Raw genomic sequence first — 20782 nt, 5'->3', positions numbered from 1 at the left:
ATTATTTAAACAACATCACCGCACAAAATCAGCGAATAAACCACAAATCTGGCAGTCATAGGCTGTCTTGATAGTCTTGGAAATGATAAATTTATTCAGCTTTTAATTTTCGGATATGCACATGCAAGCCATTATTCTCGACACAGAAACCCATACCCTAAATGGTCAACCCATTGAGATTGCATATGCACCGATTGAAATTGCAAATGGCAAATTAAGCCTAGACAAAAGCCAAGTATTTGATCAGCTCTATACCGTCGATGAACCGATCTCATTCGCAGCGATGGCTGTGCATCATATTTTAGAGTCAGACCTCGTTGGGAAGCCTCACTATACGACCTTTAAACTCCCTGCCGAAACGCAGTACATCATTGGTCATAATATTGATTATGATATTCGTGCTATCGAAAAATGTGGTGTCGATACTTCTCATATTAAAGCGATTTGTACACTCGCACTTGCACGTTTGGTCTGGTCTGATGCTGAAGCCCACAATATTTCGGCACTCATTTATATGATTTCAAAAGGCAGTGAAAAAGCCCGTGAAATGATTAAAAAAGCCCATCGTGCCGATATGGATATTATTTTAACGGCCAATATTTTAATGCATGTGGTTCATCAATTAAAAATAAACAGCATGGAGCAATTATTTGCTGTCTCTGAAGATGCTCGTATTCCGCGAGTCATTAATTTTGGCAAACATCGCGGCACAGCGATTGCTGAACTCCCTGCTGACTATATTCAGTGGTTAATGCGTCAAGATGAACTCGATCCTTACTTACGCAAAGCTTTAGAAAATACGAGCATTAAAACGCTCTAAAATGTATTGTCATAAATTCTTAATATTGTTGTAATTTTCAGCCTGTATGTTCAGCCTTAATTTATTTGTTCGGGGGAGTAAATTAAGGTATGAATCATTATCAAAAAACAGCATTGGGTTTAGATGCTTTACAACAACGTCATATCCCACTCAATGCGCGTCAAAGACGACTATTGGTTTTAATTGGTACAGAAGATTTTGAACAATTGGCTGACCAGTTCAAACAACGCATCGCAACGCCTGAAATCCTCGGACAATTAATTGAATTAGGTTTAATTCATTCCACACAAACAGCTCACGTCTCTAGCCCAATAGAGCCTCTATCCGAATCTCAACCACCTGCCACACTACTAGAAAATAGTCAAAATAGCGTCAATCCAATAGATTTAGACAGTATAGCGCAAACTCCTACACCACCCGCTCCTACACAAAGCCCGGCCCCACCACTTAAAGCTTATAGCTTTGAAGAAACACGCGATTTGATGATGAACTTATTACAACGTTATTGTGGCTTAATGGCAAAACAACTCATTCTTCAAATTCAATCGGCGACAGACTTACACAGTCTCAAACGCTGCCAAATGCAATGGATTACGACGTTACAGGAAAGTCGAATAGAACCCACAGTACTCAACCAACACTTACAACAGATCAATCACTCACTGTTGCGTTTTCAGGCAGGTTAAATAAATAGATTCAAAGGATAATAATTGAGTCTTTTCGGTCTTAGTTAAGATTTAAAAGCTACAAGTTTTATTAAAAAACTCTTGTTTTACATTTTATTCAGGTAATGAATCTTAATGTCTTTAATCGATTTTTAAGACTTTGGCACAATGGTTACTCGAACCATTTATCAAACAGCTTGATAAATAGAAAATATGTGTGAAGTGATATCCTAATTTCACTTTATGACCCTCAATATAATCGCTCAAAAAAATTTATCTCTTATATACTGCAATGGGATCACGTAACTCGACGTAGATCGCCCATAAAAAAAGCCCATGTAAACATGGGCTTTCTTCAATAGGGTTAATCAACAACTCGGTATATATTTTCCGTTTGTCGACTTTCAAATAACAGTTCAATACTAGGCAGAATCACTTCACCATCAACAACGATATGTTCAATTCGTTTAAACAAATCCAAACGTTCTGCTTCGGAGTTTTCAGGTACTTGTCTTAACTGGGCCTTCACATTATAAGTTTGGCTGTATTGGTCCTTTACCTTTACATCTACAAGCTGAGTCATGGTCATTTTCCTTTTCTTTTTTTAGCTCTGCTTAATCTTATAGCACAAGTTTTTTCCAACACCGCCCTTAGAGTTGTTAGAATTTATCGCAATGTTAATTTATATAAATATTTTCAAAATCATAACTATAAATCATAAACTTAAATCAAATATGTTTAACAACCGAGATACATAGTCATATTTTTTCACATAAAAAAAGCTCGCATTGCTGCGAGCTTTTCTATGTTGGAAGGCTAGTGCTGATTTATTGTTTGAACATTTCGTTTCAAACTCAACGAGCTGTCATTGATCCGTCCAACTACATCGTAGCGTCTTAGTTATCGACCTACTGTAAGTACAATATAAAAGCATTTTTCACTATCGACAAGAGCCTATGACATTTCGAAACAACTGTACAAATAAAAGCCAATTGATATTTTTTAAAAATAAGAGACCATACTGAAAGCCAAAATCTAGTAACATCTCAGCGTCAAATCAAGTAAAATCGCGCATTCAACCTATAAGTTCTTTTCCATCTTAGTTCAATAGATTTTGAGTGATTTATATCGGTATTGTGGTTATACAAAACTAAGTTCATTTCTCAAAACTTATTTGTTTAATCGTGGTTTTAACTTTAGCGTTTGGTTACGTCTTTCGGCTTCAAAATCGTGGATCGGCAAACTGGCCTACCCTATTTGTTATTATAAGAAGAAGAAATACGGGATCGATATCCACTGCACCACAAAAATTGGCTATGGCTTGTTCATCGGTCATGGGGGACCTTTGATTGTCAACCCAACTACTGTGATTGGAAACAATGTCAACCTTTCTCAGTTTACAACGATTGGTGCCAATGGCGGTCGTCAGGCCGCTGTAATTGGCGACAATGTATATATTGGCCCAAATGTCTGTATTATCGATAATGTTAAAATTGGCGATAGTGCCACCATCGGTGCAGGTAGTGTGGTCACCAAAGATATTCCTGATAATGCAACAGCTGTAGGTAATTATGCAAAAGTCATTCACTATAATAATGCTGGAAATTCAGTAAATAAACGCTGGATGAATTGCAACTAAAACAACATCAGCATAATTTAACCAACTTAGCACTCTATAAATATAACACAGACTGACAATTTTTATACTCCGTAAATTTTAAGACATAATATGTTGCTGTTGTATTTCAAAAGCTCATGAATAGGAGAAATTAGGTTAGGGTAAATCTTCGTTTTTGTTCGATGAATAAGATAGAGGTACATTATGACCACGATTAATATTTCAGACATTAAAGAACATTCTAGTGTAATTGCCGTATGTGGAACGAAGATTGGAGATGTTGACCACATAGAAGGTAAAGAGATCAAACTCACCAAACATGGCGATGGGAAACACCATATTATCCCAAGTGCATGGGTAAGAGAAATTCGAGAGGATCAGGTCATGTTAAGCAAAGATGCCCAAGAAATTAAAGATAATTGGATTGAAGCATAGACTCAAAAAACTGCAAAGCTACCAGCCTTTGGGCTGGTACTGCATATGATATAGACATTAATTAGATGCAAAGTACCTAATCTACATCCATCTATCTAAGCTTGATCAATATTGATCTATAGATAGTAAAAGTATAAAAATTACTCAACCACAGCATTCTTAATCTTTAAAAGGGTTTGAAAGTTTATCTTTAATACTTAACCAAACCAAAAAAGCCATAATAAATAAAAGTAATCCAATCACGATAAAGAATGTTTCACCCACAACGAAACCGGTAATGAGCGCCCCTAACCCGATGAATGATAATAAAGTGATCAATGCGATGCCAAAGACATTCATGTTTGTTCTCCAATGATCGAAATAATAAAGAGCTCATTATTACGTTTAGGCATGTCAATTTAATGTTGTTTTCATTAAACTTTAATAGTGCTTTTGATTGATTATGCGCTATTGTGTACTATTCATATTATCTTAATGAAAACTAATGTAATTTTTATATAAAAATTACATATATATTAATATGAAGTTTCTCTATACTTAGAAAAATACCAGCAATCAAATTCGAGCAATTTTCACCCAGATTGATTTCAGTCATGAGAATTGAGCTTCTACAGGCGTCACAACAAAACTTTAAAAAATCTGTTCTTGTCTTGGGGGCATGAGTGATCAAGAAATCTGTTTTTCATAGTTTAGATTTACAAAAACTTATTTTGATTTTAATTATTGGCTGTGTCTCAAGCTTGTTTCTAATTTCAATTTTTGTTCTGAACTATGTCATCAAAGAGCAGTTAACCGAAAACTCTTTAGCTGCCAATCAACGCTATGCCTCAAAAATTGCATTTAGTACCGACAAATATTTTGAAAGTATGTTGAGTGAGCTGCGCTATAGTGCTCAAATTGTTGGTCAAGATTTCTCAAATCAACAGGTTTTAAAAGCTGAAGTTACGCGTCTTAAAGGTCAATCACAAAAATTTAACTCAATCACGATTATCGATAAAAATGCTTTTATTTTGGAATACTCACCCGAGACCTTACATGTTAATCAAAAAAAACAATATAAAACTCCAGGTATTACCGAAGCATTAAAGCTCAAGAAAACCTATATTTCCTCTCCATACAAAGGCTTGTCAAACAATTTAATTGTGCTGATTGCTCAGCCTATTTTTAATCGTAAAAATGAGTTCCTCGGTATCGTCACGGGCTCGATTTATTTGAATAAAGAAAACTTGGTGAGTGAGCTGTTAGCTACCACTTATTCTTATAAGAAAAGTTATACTTATGTTGTTGATAATAAAAATAAGATCATCTTCCATCCAGATAAAGCTCGCATTGGCGACTCATTAAAAAATAATACCGGAATGCAATATATTACCTCCCACCCCACTGGAAAGATTGCACTGGTCAATAGTAAAGGGATCGAAAACCTTGCGGGGTTTGCGGCAATTCCAAGTGTGAATTGGGTTGTGGTGTCACAACAACCGACGTTAGAGTTATTAAGCCAAGCCAACTCGATCATCGTTAAAGTAACACTGGCTATGCTCGGTTTCTATTTACTCTTGTTCATTTTTGTGTGGAAACTTTCTTACTGGATTTCGTCACCACTCAATAAGCTTGCACAAATGGCCAGCATGTTGACGCGCCCAAATATTGATCAAGACATTAAAAACATCGATCCTTGGTATTTTGAGGCTTTACGCTTTCGCACCGCTCTTTTGCTTAGCTCCAAACATTTTAAAGATGAAATTGCAGAGCTTAAACAACACGTGAATACCGATCCGCTGACGGGACTTTATAACCGCCGTGGTATGAAACTGTTTTTAAATGAATTAGAAGCAACCAATACACCTTTTTCGGTACTGACATTGGACATCGATCACTTTAAAGCAGTGAATGATAGCTACGGGCATGATCAAGGTGATCACGTATTGAAAAAGTTAGCGTCTCATATGAAAAGTAACTTTCGTCAACATGATGTGTGCTGCCGTGTCGGTGGAGAAGAATTTATTGTCTTTGTAGTACACGAAGATCCAAAGATTGCCTATATAGCAGCTGAACGACTTCGTAAAACAGTAGCACAAAGCTATATTGACCCAATTGGCACGATCACGGTTTCAATTGGTATCGCCTCGTGGCCTCAAGACTCAGACAATATTCAAGATGTAATTAAATTGGCAGATCAAAAACTCTATCAAGCCAAGAATGATGGTCGAAATTGTATCCGTTCGACATCATCGGACTGACATAGATTTCGTTCAATATAAAATTAGGCCAAATCATGCAGTGCTTTCAGATCCATCTGTTCAAAAATGAAAAGGCCTAAAATGGCCCTTTTCATGCAAGATGATTCAACTCATATTTTTAAGTTCTATCATCTAGTTCACTCTGTTTTTCTAGTTCTGCATCATTTAACAACTGCCCCGTATGTTGTGGCTTAATCAAGGGTGCAGTAGGTCGTGGGTTGCGCTGCGTATATTGTATACCTATGCCCGCTTTGACATCATCAGCTGCAACTTCGGTTTCAAAACGTTGATTATCTAAAGCTCGGATATCATCACTCACTTGCTGAATTTCATCCTGACTTGCACCCAGTTCCTGCAAGGCCATTTGACCTAGAGCTAATGCAGACTCAAAGGTTTCTCGAACCATCAAACTGACATTTTTCTTGGACAAATACAGCGCGTGTTCACGGTCATAGGAACGGACAATCAACTTAGCCAAAGGAAATTCAGCATTCACCAATTCTACAATTTTATTAATCGTTTCTTTGTGGTCGACACAGACTAAAATTGCTTCTGCGGTATCTGCCCCTGAGGCATGTAAAATATCTAAACGACATCCATCGCCATAATAGACATCAAAACCAAACTTTTCCGCGTTTTGGATCATGTTGACGTCATTATCAATAATGGTCACATCCACACTACGTGCCAATAACAGTTGACTGGCCACTTGACCAAAACGACCAAACCCAATCATTAATACTTTACCCGTTAAGCCATCGGCAACCCTGACCTGATCAAGAGAACTTTCATCCTGTTCAAGAGTAAAGCGTTTAAATAACACGCCGATGATTGGCGTCAAAACCATAGATAATACGACAATCGCGGTTAAATTGGACTTGATGGTGTTATCGATAATTTGGGCTGTCGTCGCAGCACTAAACAATACAAAGGCAAATTCTCCCCCCTGCGCCATCAGTAATGCACGATCTAAAGCTTCGGGATGATTACTCTTGGTGAAGCGCGCGACCACATAAATCATCAACGCTTTGGTAAACATCAACGCAATCACACCACTGACAATCAGCGGCCAATTTTGCCTGACCACTGCCAAGTCCAAAGACATCCCGACGCCTAAAAAGAATAATCCCAGTAATAGGCTGCGGAAGGGTTCAATATCGGCTTCAATTTGGTGGCGGAAAGTTGATTCGGACAGTAACACTCCCGCTAAAAATGCGCCCAGTGCCATGGATAAACCACTGAGTTGCATCAGCAATGCCGCACCCAATACCACCAACAACGCCGCCGCAGTCATCACTTCACGTGCTTTAGCAGCAGCTAAAATTTTAAATAATGGATTGAGTAACCAATGCCCTGCAACAATTAATCCAGCGATGGCCAACAGTCCGATGCCAATCCCTTGTAAATTGATAGATGAGCTTTCCGCCGCTTGATTGGGTGCCATAAATGCAACCAATGCCAATAAGGGAACGATCAATAAGTCTTCAAACAATAAGATCGCAACGATCTTTTGACCACGTCGTTGATGCAGCCCTCCGCGATCATTTAGCAATTGCATCACTATCGCAGTCGACGTCAGTACAAAACCCGCAGCACCAATGAACGCTATTTTCCAGCTAAAGCCAAACAATATGCCCATACCCGTTAAGGCAATGACCGAAATAAGGATTTGCAAACTGCCCAAGCCAAAAATCTCTTTCCGCAAACTCCATAAGTGCGAAGGCTGCATCTCCAATCCGATGATAAAGAGATACATCACGATACCGAGTTCAGCAATATGTAAGATGGCTGTAGGATTGTTAAAAAAGGCAAAACCAAATGGCCCAATAATCAATCCAGCAATTAAGTAGCCTAATATCGAACCTAGACCAATACGTTTAAAAATAGGGACAGCAATGACCGCTGCACTCAACAGTACAACAGGCCCAACCAGTCCTAGTGAATCTACTTCTGCACTCATCTTGTTCCCATCTTGGTTGTTGGCAATCCATGCCAATTTCACGCTATTTTAATTTTATTCACTAAGGTCTACGCCTGTACGGAGAGGACGTCTCATCGGTAATCTTTTCGTTCTCGATTTCTCAAGACTTATCATCAACGCTCAACATGCTGCGAATTAAGCATGGCTTGACCTGTCTATGTTTAAAACTATATACAGCATTGTTGCTATACAGCAAGATTTTATTCGAGGAATAAAAAAACACATCACTACTTATGAACAGAAGATAATCAAGAGCAGATTTTTATAACAGATAGATACTTAACAATAGTGTTTAGTAGAATTCTATCGTCAAAGATCAATTGTATCTTTGACGATATAGAGATGACATTCAGAATTTTTACTCCATCCAGATAAAATTGGACGCCGTATGTTCAAGCATATTTTCTCGCCCCAGCCACACAAACAATGGCTGCCAAAGTGACGACCAACATCGTCCAACTCACGCTTTCATGTAGTAATAGAGCGGCAAGTGCAAGTCCCATAAAGGGTTGGAATAATTGCAGTTGACCAACGGATGCAATACCACCTTGTGCTAATCCTCGATACCAGAACACGAAACCCAGTAACATGCTAAAGACAGAAACATAAGCCAGTCCTATCCATGCGACTGTACTGACATTCTGAAATGAAACAGGCATGCTCCATAATGCTATTGGCAACATCACTGGTAACGAGAGCAGTAAAGCCCAACTAATGACTTGCCAACCGCCCAATGTTCGCGAAAGTTTTGCTCCCTCTGCATAGCCTAGCCCACATAGAATAATTGCTGCCAGCATGTATAGATCGCCTTTCCATACGGTATTCGTCTCTCCAAGTGCAGCATAGCCTGCTACAAAAATAGCTCCTAGCACTGAAAACAACCAAAAAAGTGGCTTGGGCCGTTCACCTCCGCGTAGAACTGCAAAAATCGCAGTACTGATAGGTAATAATCCTAAGAACACGATGGAATGTGCAGAACTTACATGCTGTAGGGCCAAAGCAGTTAAGAGTGGAAATCCAATGACCACGCCCAATGCACTGACTGCAAGTGCAGGTATGTTTGAAGCGGTCGGGCGTGCTTGGCGAAGTAACACCAGAAAAAACAATCCTAATAGCGCTGCAATTGTGGCCCGTGCACTGGTTAAAAAGATGGGCGTAAAATCGGCAACGGCGACCCGTGTTGCAGGTAAAGAACCCGCAAAAATAGCGACACCGATTAATCCGTTTACCCAGCCGCTGTTTGCCTGTTTCATGGCGTGATTCTCTTATCGTTAATCGCTTAAGTTGAACATAGACCGCATGTTTGAATCGAGATACAATCCAGTACAATAAATAAAAACTGTTATGTATAAAAAGCCCATACAGTTGAGGAGAAATGGAATGCGCAGCCAAACTCGAATTGATGCAGTTATGGATGAAATTAAACTCAAAATTAGTTCACGCACCTATCTCCCCAGTCATCGCCTTCCCTCTGTGCGCCAACAAGCACGGACATTGCAGGTCTCTGTTTCAACCGTTGTCGAAGCCTATGAACGTTTAATGGCTGAAGGCATCATTCTGTCTAAACCCGGATCAGGCTTTTATGTGTCTGGCCCCGTCGCACCACTGGCTTTAGCCCAAATGGGGCCTAAGCTAGATCGAGAGGTCGATCCTTTATGGGTCTCTAGACAAGCCTTGGATACAGATCACAGCACACTCAAACCGGGTTGCGGCTGGTTACCACCCGAATGGTTATATGAGACTGGTGTTCGACGTGCTCTACGTAGCATGGCAAAGGCAGATAGCTTAGAACTGGTGGAATATGCAACAGCAGCAGGACATCCTGAACTGCGACAATTAATTTCTCGTCGTTTAACTCATATTGGCATTGAAGCTTCGCCTGAACACATCATGCTCACCGAATCTGGCACGCAAGCAATTGATTTGATCTGTCGTTTTTTATTGGAAGCTGGGGATACTGTTATTGTCGATGACCCTTGTTATTTTAATTTTCATGCTCTCCTCAAAGCTCATCGCATAAATATTGTGAGTGTGCCGTATACTCCCCATGGCCCAGATTTGGAGATCTTTCAGTCTGTTTTAGCTCAACACTCACCACGACTGTATATCACCAACTCAGGCATACACAACCCAACAGGTGCAGTACTTTCTCCCGTCACGGCGCATCGCTTACTTAAATTGGTCGATCAAACCAATTTAGTCATTGTGGAAGATGATATTTTTGCCGACTTTGAACATACCCCTGCCCCACGACTGGCTGCTTTTGATGGACTCAATCGTGTCATTCAAGTTAGTAGTTTTTCAAAAACGATTTCAGCCTCTTTGCGCTGTGGATATATTGTGGCCAAAAATGAGTGGATTGAAAATCTAACCGATTTAAAGATCGCCACCTCTTTTGGTGGTGGCCGACTTGCCGCCGATATGGTGCTGATTGCCTTAAAAGACAGTGGCTATCGTAAGCATATGGAAACAGTGCGCTTACGCCTAGCTCATGAAATGCAAAAAGTCATCGCTCAGCTCGAAGCTTTGAATATTCACCCGTGGCTAGTCCCGCAGGCGGGTATATTCCTCTGGTGTAAACTTCCCGACGGCTTCGATGCTGCGCTCATTGCGCGAGAGTGTTTAAAACACGGCGTTGTTTTAGCACCAGGAAATGCGTTTAGCCAATCCTTAAATGCACAGAATTTCTTACGCTTCAATGTCGCACAATCGGTAGATCCGCGTATTTTCGAAACGCTCAAAAATGTGTTAGCTCAACAGCAAAACTCAACATAATAAAAGCCTCTACTTAGAAATAGAGGCTTTTATTAAAATGGTTGAATGGCTTATGAACAATACTCGTCACGTTGATGCTCAATTAAAGACAGTGCGGCATTCCATGCTTTCAGCATCACCATTTCAATCAATTCACTTTCAAACTGTTGAGCTGTGTGTTGACGTACAGCTTCAGACGGAAGATGAAGCTCTGCTCCACCTGCCATCGCTTTAATCTGCGCTTGGCATGCGCGTTCAAGGAAATAAATCTCGTGGAAAGCACGTTGAATTGAATCCCCTGTCGATAGCAAACCATGATTACGTAAAATCATGACTCGGTTTTGCCCCAAGTCTTTCACAAGACGCTCACGTTCTTCGGTCAATAACGCCACCCCTTCATACTCGTGATAGCTAACTTTGTTATAAAACTTCAAAGCATGTTGAGACAAAGGCAATAAACCATGATTTTGTGCAGACACTGCAATGCCATCTGCGGTATGCGTATGAATCACGCAGTGCACATCTTTACGTGCATCATGGATCGCGGAGTGAATCACAAAACCTGCGGTATTGACCAATTTCCCCTGATCATAATCCGCAATAATATTGCCTGCATAATCAATTTTAACCAAATGCGAAGCCGTCATTTTTTCAAAGGGAATGCCATATTGATTAATCAGAAAATGACCGTCTTCGTCGGGGACACGTAGACTAATATGCGTATCAATTAAATCGGTCATGCGGAAATGCGCAATTAGACGGTACAACCCCGCAAGCTGACAACGCGCATCCCATTCTTTTTCTGACACGACATCTTTTAGACTTTTCATCGCATGTAAACTGGTCATTTGTTATCCCTATTATCTCTATCCATTAAAGTTGACATTGAGCTTGAAGGAAAAAGCTCAACCCTGCTTAAGTCCTTCTCTCAACATAAACTGATTCTTCGTAAAATAGCGAAACCTGTCTTGAATGATTCTGCTATTTCCGTGTGCTATCAAGCAACTTAACACGCTATGACGTCGATGATGTTTTAATGGAGTCATTCACGAAGATGGTTTTTCCTTTCAGCATAGAGGGGGCAAAATCAGCCATACTGCGTAGAGTCCGAGTAAAATGCGCCTGATCGGCAAAACCCGCTTCCAAGGCAATATCAATCAAACTCTGACCTGCTGCCCAGAGTTTGATGGCATAGCGAATACGCAACCAAAGAATATAGCGCCGCATTGAAATCCCCAGTTGCTGACTAAACAAATGCATCAACCTCGACTCAGACAGTCCCGTATGTGCCGCGACTTGAGCTACTGTGGGAATCTGTTGAGGTACAAGTTGTTGAATATAACGACAGGCTTGTAAAACGCGGGCATCCCATGGCAATACCTGCAACGGATTTGGGTTTAACGTTGACAGCAGTACTAAGACCAATTGTTTAGCTTCATCAGGACTGAATTGCCCAGCGATCAATTTTTGAAACTGTGAATGAAACGCAGCGAGACAAGAGGCAGGTAGAGAACGAATCTGTTCGCCATTCAGCAATGGATACAAGTATCCATAAAGTGCATGATCAGGATCAATCATGAGTGCAAGATAAGGCTGATTCTCTGAATCGGTACTGTGCATCACATTGGGTGCCATCACCACAATATCGTGATAACGACGTAGTTGGTCGTCTAAAGTGATTGCAAAAGGTGTGCCCAAGCCAATTTGTAAAAGTGCTGGAAAATGGGCATGGGCATTATTCAACTGCTCATGAGTCACATACAAAATGACGCCATCCCAAGTGTAAATTTTACTTTGATGCGCTAACCCTAAACTCGCGTCCTTGCTTTGCGATAGCATATTCGTTCAAGACCATCTTTGGTTTGCTGTTTAAAACTACGCCTTGTAAACACTAAAGGAGTAGGACATGTTACAGAATACCCAAACCCAAATTAAAAACAATATGCAAGATTTGGTGAATAACGCCCATCTTTCTGCTGCATTGGTTGCAAGCCCGACTGTGCAAATTAAGGGAAGTGATGGCCATTATAAAACCTTAAAAGAATTCTATCCCTTCTATCTTTCTCAGCATGAAGATCCCACTTGCCGACGTTTACACTTTGTGGGAACCACCTGTGTGATCGGGATTACCGCGGCTGCGGCGATGACCAAAAATGCAAAACTACTCTGGGCTTTGCCTGTAGTGGGTTATGGATTTGCTTGGATCGGTCATTTCTTTTTTGAACATAATAAACCAGCCACATTTACCTATCCGTTTTACAGTTTCGTTTGTGACTTTAAAATGTATAAAGACATTTTATTCAAACGCGTCGATTGGTAAATAAAAATGCGACTGTCTTATATATTTGTAGGGCAGTCATTTGATCAAAATCTGACGATTATTGCTAAGGTTACGCGCCAGAAATGTCCTATAAAAGTGATGCTCCTTAATCACATCCAATCAAGCCATCTACTTAGGCTGCATCAACGTCCACTATACACGGCGTCATCATCTGCTCTAATGAAGAGTGATCAATACTTACCAACAGCTCAATCAAGTCACTCATTTCTCACAGGCTCAATTTATACAATAAGTCCTTTCTTTTGACCGAAAATCCCCCCTTGATTGCTCATTTACAACCCTACTCTCCAATTCTTTTCAGTGATTAACTTGAGCTTGGACACCATGGTTTTCAATGTTGAGTGACCTTCATCAAGTCACCCAAAACTAAAACATAGTGCCAAGAAGACAAACAATAGCTATTACAAGTCAAAAAATTCTCAAGGACGATTTACATGAAACTCAGCCCATTGGTGATTGGAATATTTGGAATATCCTCTTGTAGCTTGATCCATGCATCTGCTCTGGATCAATCCGGCCAGTCGATTCTGCCCTTTTTAGAAACAGGACATTATGCTGAAGTCAGCATTGCCAGCGTAGATCCAGATATTTCGGGAAAAATTCGCAACCGACCAGATTTAGTCAGTGATGTGACGAATCTCAATACTGGTAATATGGGAAATAGCTTTCAATATTACAATGCTGCTTTAAAACTGCAGCTAACCGAAGACGTCAGTTTTGGCCTTTTGTACGATCAACCATTCGGTGCCGACATTCACTATCCGCTGCAATCCAATAATACATTTTCAGATAATGAGTTCAGCCAACAAGGCACTTCTGTAAACGTGGATACCCACAACATCAGTATGCTTCTCGGTATTAGTCCATTCACAAACTTTCAACTCTACGGCGGTGCCGTCTATCAATCGGTAGAGGGTGATGTCTCACTCCGAGGAAATGCCTATGGTCCCCTTTTTAATGGATATGATGCGAAATTTAAACAGGACCATGCAGTGGGTTGGTTAACAGGTTTAAGTTATCAAAGGCCAGAGATTGCCTTAAAAGCAGCCATCACCTATCGTTCTAAAATAGATCATAAACTGCAAGTCACGGAAACGGTCTTTGATGAACCTTTAGAAGCCACACTTCCACAGAAAACAAAAATTTCTACGCCTCAATCCGTCAATCTTGATATTCAAACAGGGATCGCTTCGAATACCCTCGCCTATGCCAATTTGCGCTGGGTCAACTGGAAGGAGTTTAAAATTCGCCCGACCCAGTTTGGTGCTTTGACCGAATACATCTCTTCAATCATCAGTGATGGTACTTATGTCGATGGCTTTGATTTAGACAGCTACCAGCACGATCAGTGGGCAACAACACTGGGAATTGGACATCAATTCACCCCAAAATGGAGTGCATCAACAGAAATCAGCTGGGACTCTGGCACAGGTGATCCTGCATCTAATTTAAACCCTACAAAAGGTTCATGGGGCCTTGGTTTCGGTGCACAATTTAACCCAGCACCCCATTACTTTATTGCAGGTGGAATCAAATATTTTTGGCTCGGTGATGTTGTTGCAGAAGATGGAACTTACCACCTACCGATATCTGGTATTCAATCCACAGCTGAGCAAGCAGATTTTAAGAATAACAGCGCCATCGCTTATGGTTTTAAAATGGGTTATCGCTTCTAAATTAAGTCCATAAAATAAAAGCCACTCGATTGAGTGGCTTTTATTATTCTCGAAAAGTTTGCCATGTTTCAAAAGCATGCTGTTGATACAGTTTTAATTCTGAAAACTGAGGAAGAATCGCTTCACTTTGTTTGGGTCTTAAAAACACAAAATCGTCCACTTGAATATCGCAATTTCTAGGAACATTGACCAACTCTTGATTACTACTCCGTCCATATAATAAATGCGGACGACACTGATTAGGATAAACATAATCCGCCAGCCAATAGCCACCATAAATAAACAATGCCTTCGATTTATGCGGTAATTTATTCAATAAAGACATTGCAGGTAATTGCGCAAAAGGCAGAACTTTCAGCACAGGAGTCGCAATCCATAACGCAGGCTGTAAAGGCTTCAATGATTCACTTTCAAAATCGCTGGGTTTGAGCAGCATCGAACCAAAAGACAGATCATTACAAACGCTCTCTGAGACATGAAAGTCAAAGGTCGGACTACCTCCACCATTAAAACAAAGATCACAGTTCCAAAGGGCTGGAAACTGCATTTGAATGACCTTTTGATAATTTAAATAAATCTGCTGCGACTCTTGATAGGCCTGATCTGGTTTTTTGATGATAGATGGTATTTTAGTGACATGCGCATCGTAGCCCATCAAGCCTGACAGTTTTAAATATTGTGGATATTGCTGGATCACGCTTAACATTTCAGCGAATTGCGTTTCAGACTTTACCCCACCACGATGTAAGCCCACATCAATTTCAATATTCACTTGCAGACTTATGGCATAGTCTTTGGCTATCTCTAAATATTGCAACAATCGTTCTTTGGTATCGATTAGCCATTGGATATTGGCCTTTGTCCAAGCTGAGTTTTGTGCATAAAAAGCACGAGCTGCTTGGGCAGGCATGGGCTTCCCCAACAAAAGATCAGCCTCTGAGAAATTTTCTAATATCAACTGGATATGAGGCAGGTGAAAGACCATAAAACGCTGTGTATTCAATTTCTCCGACAGCAGCTGGAGTAAATTTAAGCTGGCTAAAGATTTAACCACTAAACGTGGTCTTAGCTGTTCCGCCTGAACGAGTTTCGTTTGAATATATTGGAGGTTCTGTTGTAATGCAGCGTCATCTACAATCAGTTGGGGTGTCGCAATCCCTTGTGTTTTTAAGTCTGAATTGAGTGTTTTAAAATAATGATCCAACATTCTTTTTGTCCTGTTCTGAATAAAAGCGGCCAACTTAAACCAGCTTACTAAACATATGACCTATCGGCTAAAAGCCAAAGCCATCAACTTGAGCTTTAGTGTAGAGCTCATCGTCAGGTTTGTGCTTAGCTAACCATCCTTCACATACAGCCATACACTTTAGCCATATCCTGCTCACCACCAATCATCCCAAAAACAATTGCTCTAAATAAGGATTCAAAAATTTTCGCTCAGGGTCCAGCTGCTGACGTAACGTAAGAAAATCATCCCACTTCGGATATAAACTTCGAAGCTGCGTTGCCGTCATACTGTGCATTTTTCCCCAATGGGGTCGTCCCTTATATTTCTGAAAAATAGGCTCCACAATATCAAAAATTAACCGTGGGTCTTGCTTATGATATTGATGCACCGATATCGAAATGGAGTCTTGCTGATAAAATGGGCTGATCCAAATATCATCCCCTTTGACAAAACGAAACTCTAGCGGAAAAAAGGTCGCAACCTTATGTTGTTGCAATGCCGCTAATACCTCTTCTAAGCAATCCAAACCGTCATCAACAGGAATCTGATACTCCATTTCATTAAATTTGGTATTACGTACTGTTGGAAATATTTTACTCGACCAATCCACTGCTGTTGTTGGTTTAACAAAAGTGCCTAACAGTTTTTGCACATAAGGATTCAAGGACGGAAAGTTTTTAATTAATTCAGAGCAGACCGTTAACAACGTATCCTCAGACGGATAGCTTTCTTTACGAGGTTGTAGCTCTTCATCTGTCTCATCTAAGGTTTTCAGCATCAGTTTTTCAGCATGGCAAAAAACAAAACATTCAATATGTCGATGCTGATGTTTCCATTGCTGAATAAACTGCATCATGTCTGCTACTGTACAAAGCTGAATATGTTCCTTCAGTTTAAAGCGCGGACGATTTTGCATGGTAATTTTGGTCAAAATACCCAGACTACCTAATGAAACACGTCCTGCCGCAAAGATTTCTGGATTTTCGGTGCGACTACAGTTGAGAATTTCACCTGAAGCAGTTAATAACTCAAAATCTTCCACATAAGCTGAAATACAGTGCAAGTCTGCACCCGTACCATGCGTTCCAGTTGAAACGGCCCCCGCAAGGCTCTGTTGATCAATATCGCCTTGGTTCATCAAAGCTTGATTGATGGGTTCTAGATATTGATCCAAATTGTACAATCGAGTCCCTGCATAAAGACTGCACCGACTGTGGGCTGTATCTGATGAGGCCACACCAGAAATTTGGTTCAATGACACCAAAGTCGCATCGGTGCATACTAGGGGGGTAAACGAATGTCCTGCCCCCACAACCCGTATTTTCGGGTGACTTTGTACAATATGCTGTAACTCCAATACATTGTCAGGGTGCAAAATGTGTTGTGGATGAGCCTGTTGAAACCCTGACCAGTTCGACCACGTATATGTCTCTTGAATTTTCATGGACGACTCACTCCACATTCGCCCAGTACATACACTTTACTCAGCCGACTCATTTGATTTTCTTGCTTTGTCCAATCCTTTGGCTTCATTTGATTTCCCTTTCATCACTACGTTGAATTGATCTGCGCTTTGGCATATTGAAAGTTAAACAAAATTATGAGATACCAAAAAGGGTTGAATGATCGCTATTCAGGGGGGCAAAACGGACTTATGCCTAAACAGTCAAATTATACCGTTCATACACGGCAATATATCCCACCCACAATATTGGCGGGGCTGCTGCATTATGCAGAACAACAACATTGGGATTACAGCGCGTGGTTCCAGCATTCAGGCGTGAATATCAATCAAATCCAGCAAGCGCATGGCTATGTGAGTTTTACTCAGTTATGTCATGTGATTCAGAATGCCTTGGCTTCAAGCCAGCAACCTAGCTTAGGCTTAAAAATTGGCAGTAGTGAAGGCCTGATTTCCATGGGTATTTTAGGTTTTGCCATGCAATCCTGTAAAACTGTAGCGGATGCCTTAGAGATTGCCCTACGTTACCATCAAGTTTCGGGTAGTGTTTTAAACTTAAACGTTACAATTGCTGAGGAAAGCGTTGAATTAGAGTTCATCGAAAATATTACACCGACAAACCTCAAAATATTTTTCTGTGATGAACTGCTGAGCAGCAGCATGGCTTGTTTCAACGCTATGCTAGGCGATCATCAAGATATTATTCAGTTAGAGCTGAGTTATTCTCCGACCACGCATCTTGCCGAATATCAAAAAATTGTCTCCTGCCCGATTCGCTTTAATGCAGACAGAAATGTCATTCGCTTTAAACGAAGTATGTTAGAGCGTCCACTCAAGACTTATAGCCCTGCCAACTATTCAACTGCCATCCAGATTTGTGAACGTGCACAACAAGAAATTGATCAGCTCAATAATGCACAATATGCATATTTATTAGACCAGCTCATCGATCAGCACCTTCCTGTACGCTTTGATATGCAACTCGCATCAGACTATTTACAAATGAGCGAGCGTCATCTTCGACGTTCCTTATTGCTAGAAGGCATTAGTTTTCAGCAAATTCGACAAACCGTGCTAGAGCGAAAAGCGAAACAGATGCTTGAAAACAATCTCTCCATTGGGGACATTAGCCAAGCTTTAGGTTTTAGTGAAGTACGTGAATTTCGTCGGGCATTTAAACGTTGGACAGGTCAAGCCCCATCTGTTTATAAAAATAGCACCGAATGATCCTAAGCTGATACAGAGGCCTTTTTTCTGTTTTTATTCGTTCCCTCTTTAAAAGTTGAAGCTGAAATGTGTTCAATTAAAGCAACCAAACTGCTTCGGTCAGCTGCTTAATTTCATCCATATCATGGCTGACATATAGCATCGGGATATGGGTTTCATGTTGGACGGTTTGAAAAAAAGGAAGGATTTCCTGCTTATGTGCAGCGTCTAACGCAGACAATGGTTCATCTAATAATAATAAATTTGGCGAATACAACAGTGCCCGACCCAATGCAACACGCTGCTTTTCACCACCTGAAAGCTTCGTCGGCATACGACTGAGTAAATGGTCGAGTTTAAGCAGTTCAATAATATAATCGGGATCAAAACGTCGGCTTTCAGGCCGAATGCGCTTATAGCCAAACAATAAATTTTGCATCACCGTCATATGTGGAAACAGTTGTGCATCCTGAAAAACCAAACCTACATGACGTTGCTGTACGTTTAAATTGATCTTATTTTCAGCATCGAACCATGTCTGATGGTTGATTTTAATCCAGCCATTTGCTGGGGTATTAAGTCCTGCAATAGCATGCAAAATACTGGTTTTTCCTGATCCTGATGCTCCAAATAAACCAACGACAGGATGTTCAGATGAAAATGTCTGATCGAGTTTAAATCTGCCTAAATTTAACTGAATATAACAGTCAATCATCGTCTTAATGCCCTCGTTTGTTTTTCTGATAGCGATGGAACCATTGGGCAAACCATAACGCCAAAAATGCCACAGTTAATGACAGAATAATCAGTCGCCAAACCGCTTGTTCTGTGTCGGGTTGCTGCATCAAGCTATACATGGCCAAGGGCAAGGTTCTGGTCTCGCCTGCAATGTTACCGACAAAGGTAATGGTTGCACCAAACTCACCCAGACTGCGACAAAAACATAAAATCGCCCCTACCAATATGCCACTGCTGGCTAAAGGCAAAGTGACATAAAAAAAAGTACCCAAAGAGGAAGCACCGAGCGTTTTCGCTGCCATTTCTAGCCGTTGATCCACCAACTCTATGGCCAAACGAATCGATTGAACCAAGAGTGGAAAGCCCATCACGGCTGAAGCCAAAACTGCGCCTTTCCAATTAAATGCAAAATTGAGTCCCAAGGGATCAAGATACTTACCCAGTATTCCATTTCCTCCAAAAACCTGTAATAGCAAATATCCTGGCACCACAGGCGGCAGCACCAGAGGTAGAAAAATAAACGTTTCAAATAAGGATTTTCCAAAAAACTCTTTACGTGCCAAAACCCAACCCACTGCCAACGCAGGGATCAGGCTAAAGGCCAAACAGGTTGCAGCCACTTGGCAGGATAACTTGAGTACCTCTATTTCTTCAGCCGATAAAGAAAACATCATCACTTGGCAGCAGATAAAATGGTAAAGCCATATTTTTTAAAGACTGCATGTGCTTGTTTACTTTGTACAAACTGATAAAACGCTAGCGCATCGGGATTATTTTTGACAAGACCTAGGGGATAAACAATCGGGGTATGGGTATTGATAGGGAAAACGCCAACGACGGTGACATCTTTACTGATAGCAGCGTCGGTTGCATAGACAATGCCAAGCTGACATTCACCACGTGCTACAAAGTTGAGCGCAGCTCTGACATCTTCAGTTTCAACCAATCTTGGTTCAAGTTTTGACCACCACCCCAGTGCGGTCAGCGCCTGTTTCCCATATTTTCCTACAGGAACACTTTTGGTGTCACCTGTACAAAGCTTGCCCTGAAAGGCAGTAGAAGGATCAAAAATTTTATCCATTTTTATTTTGACGGGCTTAGCTTTTGGCGAAATTAGAACAAGACGATTGCCCAATAAATTCACATGTTTATTCGGCACAATTAACTTTTTATTTTGTAGATAATTCATCCACTGTTCATCTGCCGAAATAAAAACATCCGCAGGTGCACCCGCTTCAATTTGCTTGGCCAAGGTCGACGATCCTGCGTAAGAGGTTTTCACGCGTACTCTTTTTTGTTGTTCAAACATTGCATCGACATCTGCTATAGCATTGGTCAAGCTGGCCGCTGCATAAACGGTAATGGCTTGCTCTGCATGTACCTGTGCCCCAAGAGTCAAACCACAACACAACATCGCATATTGCATGCACTTATTCTTAAAATTAAGCAGCACCATATTCCCCTTAAGCGTTATAAATTGATCGATATGTTTTCAAAAATATATGGATACTCAAGCAACGTCAATTCCAGAAACAGATTATTTATCGCTCAAGTTAAAGTGTTTGTATCTTAATCACGTGACTGATACTGCTCTTGCTATCGAGTGAGTAGATAAGAG

The 20782-nt window shown here is 40.7% G+C and carries 20 protein-coding genes; 9 read left to right on the top strand and 11 right to left on the bottom strand.

Translation table 11 applies throughout. The features are described 5' to 3' along the window. The first annotated feature begins 121 nt into the window (after window positions 1–121). On the top strand, window positions 122–820 hold the full coding sequence (locus WH214_RS04760; protein WP_339422414.1) for an exonuclease domain-containing protein: 699 nt from the start codon (window positions 122–124) through the stop codon (window positions 818–820). Window positions 821–909: 89 nt separating this feature from the next. Then, window positions 910–1506, top strand: coding sequence for a hypothetical protein (locus tag WH214_RS04755; protein ID WP_339422413.1), 597 nt, complete (start codon window positions 910–912; stop codon window positions 1504–1506). Window positions 1507–1849: 343 nt separating this feature from the next. Here the strand turns inward: WH214_RS04755 and WH214_RS04750 are convergent, their stop codons facing one another. Beyond that, window positions 1850–2068 (bottom strand): hypothetical protein, encoded by a 219-nt coding sequence (locus tag WH214_RS04750; protein WP_004696033.1) that lies wholly within the window; start codon window positions 2066–2068, stop codon window positions 1850–1852. Between the two features lie 528 nt (window positions 2069–2596). On the opposite strand from WH214_RS04750, the gene WH214_RS04745 reads away from it, so the two are divergent. Then, window positions 2597–3124: a serine O-acetyltransferase gene (locus WH214_RS04745; protein WP_339422980.1), complete on the top strand. Its 528-nt coding sequence runs from the start codon at window positions 2597–2599 to the stop codon at window positions 3122–3124. A gap of 183 nt (window positions 3125–3307) precedes the next feature. Continuing rightward, window positions 3308–3538 carry a DUF2171 domain-containing protein gene (locus WH214_RS04740; protein ID WP_010327186.1) on the top strand — a complete coding sequence of 77 codons (231 nt, stop codon included), beginning with the start codon at window positions 3308–3310 and terminating at the stop codon, window positions 3536–3538. A gap of 159 nt (window positions 3539–3697) precedes the next feature. On the opposite strand, the gene WH214_RS04735 is transcribed toward WH214_RS04740, so the two are convergent. Continuing rightward, a complete protein-coding gene (locus WH214_RS04735) occupies window positions 3698–3877 on the bottom strand; it encodes a hypothetical protein (protein ID WP_339422412.1) in 180 nt (59 codons plus the stop codon). Between the two features lie 323 nt (window positions 3878–4200). Here WH214_RS04735 and WH214_RS04730 point away from each other — a divergent pair, with 323 nt between their 5' ends. Beyond that, window positions 4201–5778, top strand: a complete 1578-nt coding sequence (locus tag WH214_RS04730; RefSeq protein WP_339422411.1) for a sensor domain-containing diguanylate cyclase — start codon at window positions 4201–4203, stop codon at window positions 5776–5778. Between the two features lie 118 nt (window positions 5779–5896). On the opposite strand, the gene WH214_RS04725 is transcribed toward WH214_RS04730, so the two are convergent. Both WH214_RS04725 and WH214_RS04720 read right to left on the bottom strand, forming a co-directional pair. Next, the gene (locus WH214_RS04725) at window positions 5897–7738 is read right to left on the bottom strand and encodes a monovalent cation:proton antiporter-2 (CPA2) family protein (protein WP_339422410.1); all 1842 of its coding nucleotides are present in this window, start codon (window positions 7736–7738) and stop codon (window positions 5897–5899) included. Window positions 7739–8151: 413 nt separating this feature from the next. Then, window positions 8152–9012 (bottom strand): DMT family transporter, encoded by an 861-nt coding sequence (locus WH214_RS04720; RefSeq protein ID WP_339422409.1) that lies wholly within the window; start codon window positions 9010–9012, stop codon window positions 8152–8154. A gap of 127 nt (window positions 9013–9139) precedes the next feature. On the opposite strand from WH214_RS04720, the gene WH214_RS04715 reads away from it, so the two are divergent. Beyond that, window positions 9140–10534 (top strand): aminotransferase-like domain-containing protein, encoded by a 1395-nt coding sequence (locus WH214_RS04715; RefSeq protein ID WP_339992936.1) that lies wholly within the window; start codon window positions 9140–9142, stop codon window positions 10532–10534. 50 nt (window positions 10535–10584) lie between these two features. Here WH214_RS04715 and WH214_RS04710 read toward each other — a convergent pair whose 3' ends face one another. Together WH214_RS04710 and WH214_RS04705 are read right to left on the bottom strand one after the other, a co-directional pair. Next, window positions 10585–11361, bottom strand: a complete 777-nt coding sequence (locus WH214_RS04710) for a class II aldolase/adducin family protein (RefSeq protein WP_339422407.1) — start codon at window positions 11359–11361, stop codon at window positions 10585–10587. 166 nt (window positions 11362–11527) lie between these two features. Further along, the gene (locus WH214_RS04705; protein WP_339422406.1) at window positions 11528–12352 is read right to left on the bottom strand and encodes a helix-turn-helix transcriptional regulator; all 825 of its coding nucleotides are present in this window, start codon (window positions 12350–12352) and stop codon (window positions 11528–11530) included. Window positions 12353–12455: 103 nt separating this feature from the next. Between WH214_RS04705 and WH214_RS04700 the strand changes: the two genes are divergently transcribed. Both WH214_RS04700 and WH214_RS04695 read left to right on the top strand, forming a co-directional pair. Beyond that, the gene (locus WH214_RS04700) at window positions 12456–12833 is read left to right on the top strand and encodes an Mpo1-like protein (protein ID WP_445206351.1); all 378 of its coding nucleotides are present in this window, start codon (window positions 12456–12458) and stop codon (window positions 12831–12833) included. Window positions 12834–13288: 455 nt separating this feature from the next. Continuing rightward, complete coding sequence (locus tag WH214_RS04695) at window positions 13289–14530, top strand: transporter (RefSeq protein WP_339422404.1); 1242 nt, start codon at window positions 13289–13291, stop codon at window positions 14528–14530. Window positions 14531–14573: 43 nt separating this feature from the next. Here WH214_RS04695 and WH214_RS04690 read toward each other — a convergent pair whose 3' ends face one another. Both WH214_RS04690 and WH214_RS04685 read right to left on the bottom strand, forming a co-directional pair. After that, window positions 14574–15737 (bottom strand): alanine racemase, encoded by a 1164-nt coding sequence (locus WH214_RS04690; RefSeq protein WP_339422403.1) that lies wholly within the window; start codon window positions 15735–15737, stop codon window positions 14574–14576. A 184-nt stretch (window positions 15738–15921) separates the two neighbouring features. Beyond that, entirely contained in the window at window positions 15922–17202 is a 1281-nt protein-coding gene (locus WH214_RS04685) for a D-arabinono-1,4-lactone oxidase (protein ID WP_339422402.1), read from the bottom strand. A gap of 156 nt (window positions 17203–17358) precedes the next feature. On the opposite strand from WH214_RS04685, the gene WH214_RS04680 reads away from it, so the two are divergent. Further along, window positions 17359–18447, top strand: a complete 1089-nt coding sequence (locus tag WH214_RS04680; RefSeq protein WP_339422401.1) for an AraC family transcriptional regulator — start codon at window positions 17359–17361, stop codon at window positions 18445–18447. Window positions 18448–18523: 76 nt separating this feature from the next. Here the strand turns inward: WH214_RS04680 and WH214_RS04675 are convergent, their stop codons facing one another. The 3 genes from WH214_RS04675 to modA are packed head-to-tail and all read right to left on the bottom strand — an operon-like array spanning window position 18524 to window position 20590. Further along, complete coding sequence (locus tag WH214_RS04675; RefSeq protein ID WP_339422400.1) at window positions 18524–19141, bottom strand: ATP-binding cassette domain-containing protein; 618 nt, start codon at window positions 19139–19141, stop codon at window positions 18524–18526. Between the two features lie 4 nt (window positions 19142–19145). Then, entirely contained in the window at window positions 19146–19838 is a 693-nt protein-coding gene (gene modB / locus WH214_RS04670; RefSeq protein WP_339422399.1) for a molybdate ABC transporter permease subunit, read from the bottom strand. After that, window positions 19838–20590, bottom strand: coding sequence for a molybdate ABC transporter substrate-binding protein (gene modA, locus WH214_RS04665; RefSeq protein ID WP_339422398.1), 753 nt, complete (start codon window positions 20588–20590; stop codon window positions 19838–19840). The genes modB and modA overlap by 1 nt, the downstream gene beginning before the upstream one ends. Between the last annotated feature and the right edge of the window lie 192 nt (window positions 20591–20782).

Source organism: Acinetobacter sp. MYb191 (assembly GCF_037572605.1).
Classification (GTDB): Bacteria; Pseudomonadota; Gammaproteobacteria; order Pseudomonadales; family Moraxellaceae; genus Acinetobacter; species Acinetobacter johnsonii.
This window is presented reverse-complemented; position numbering and strand designations above follow the sequence as displayed.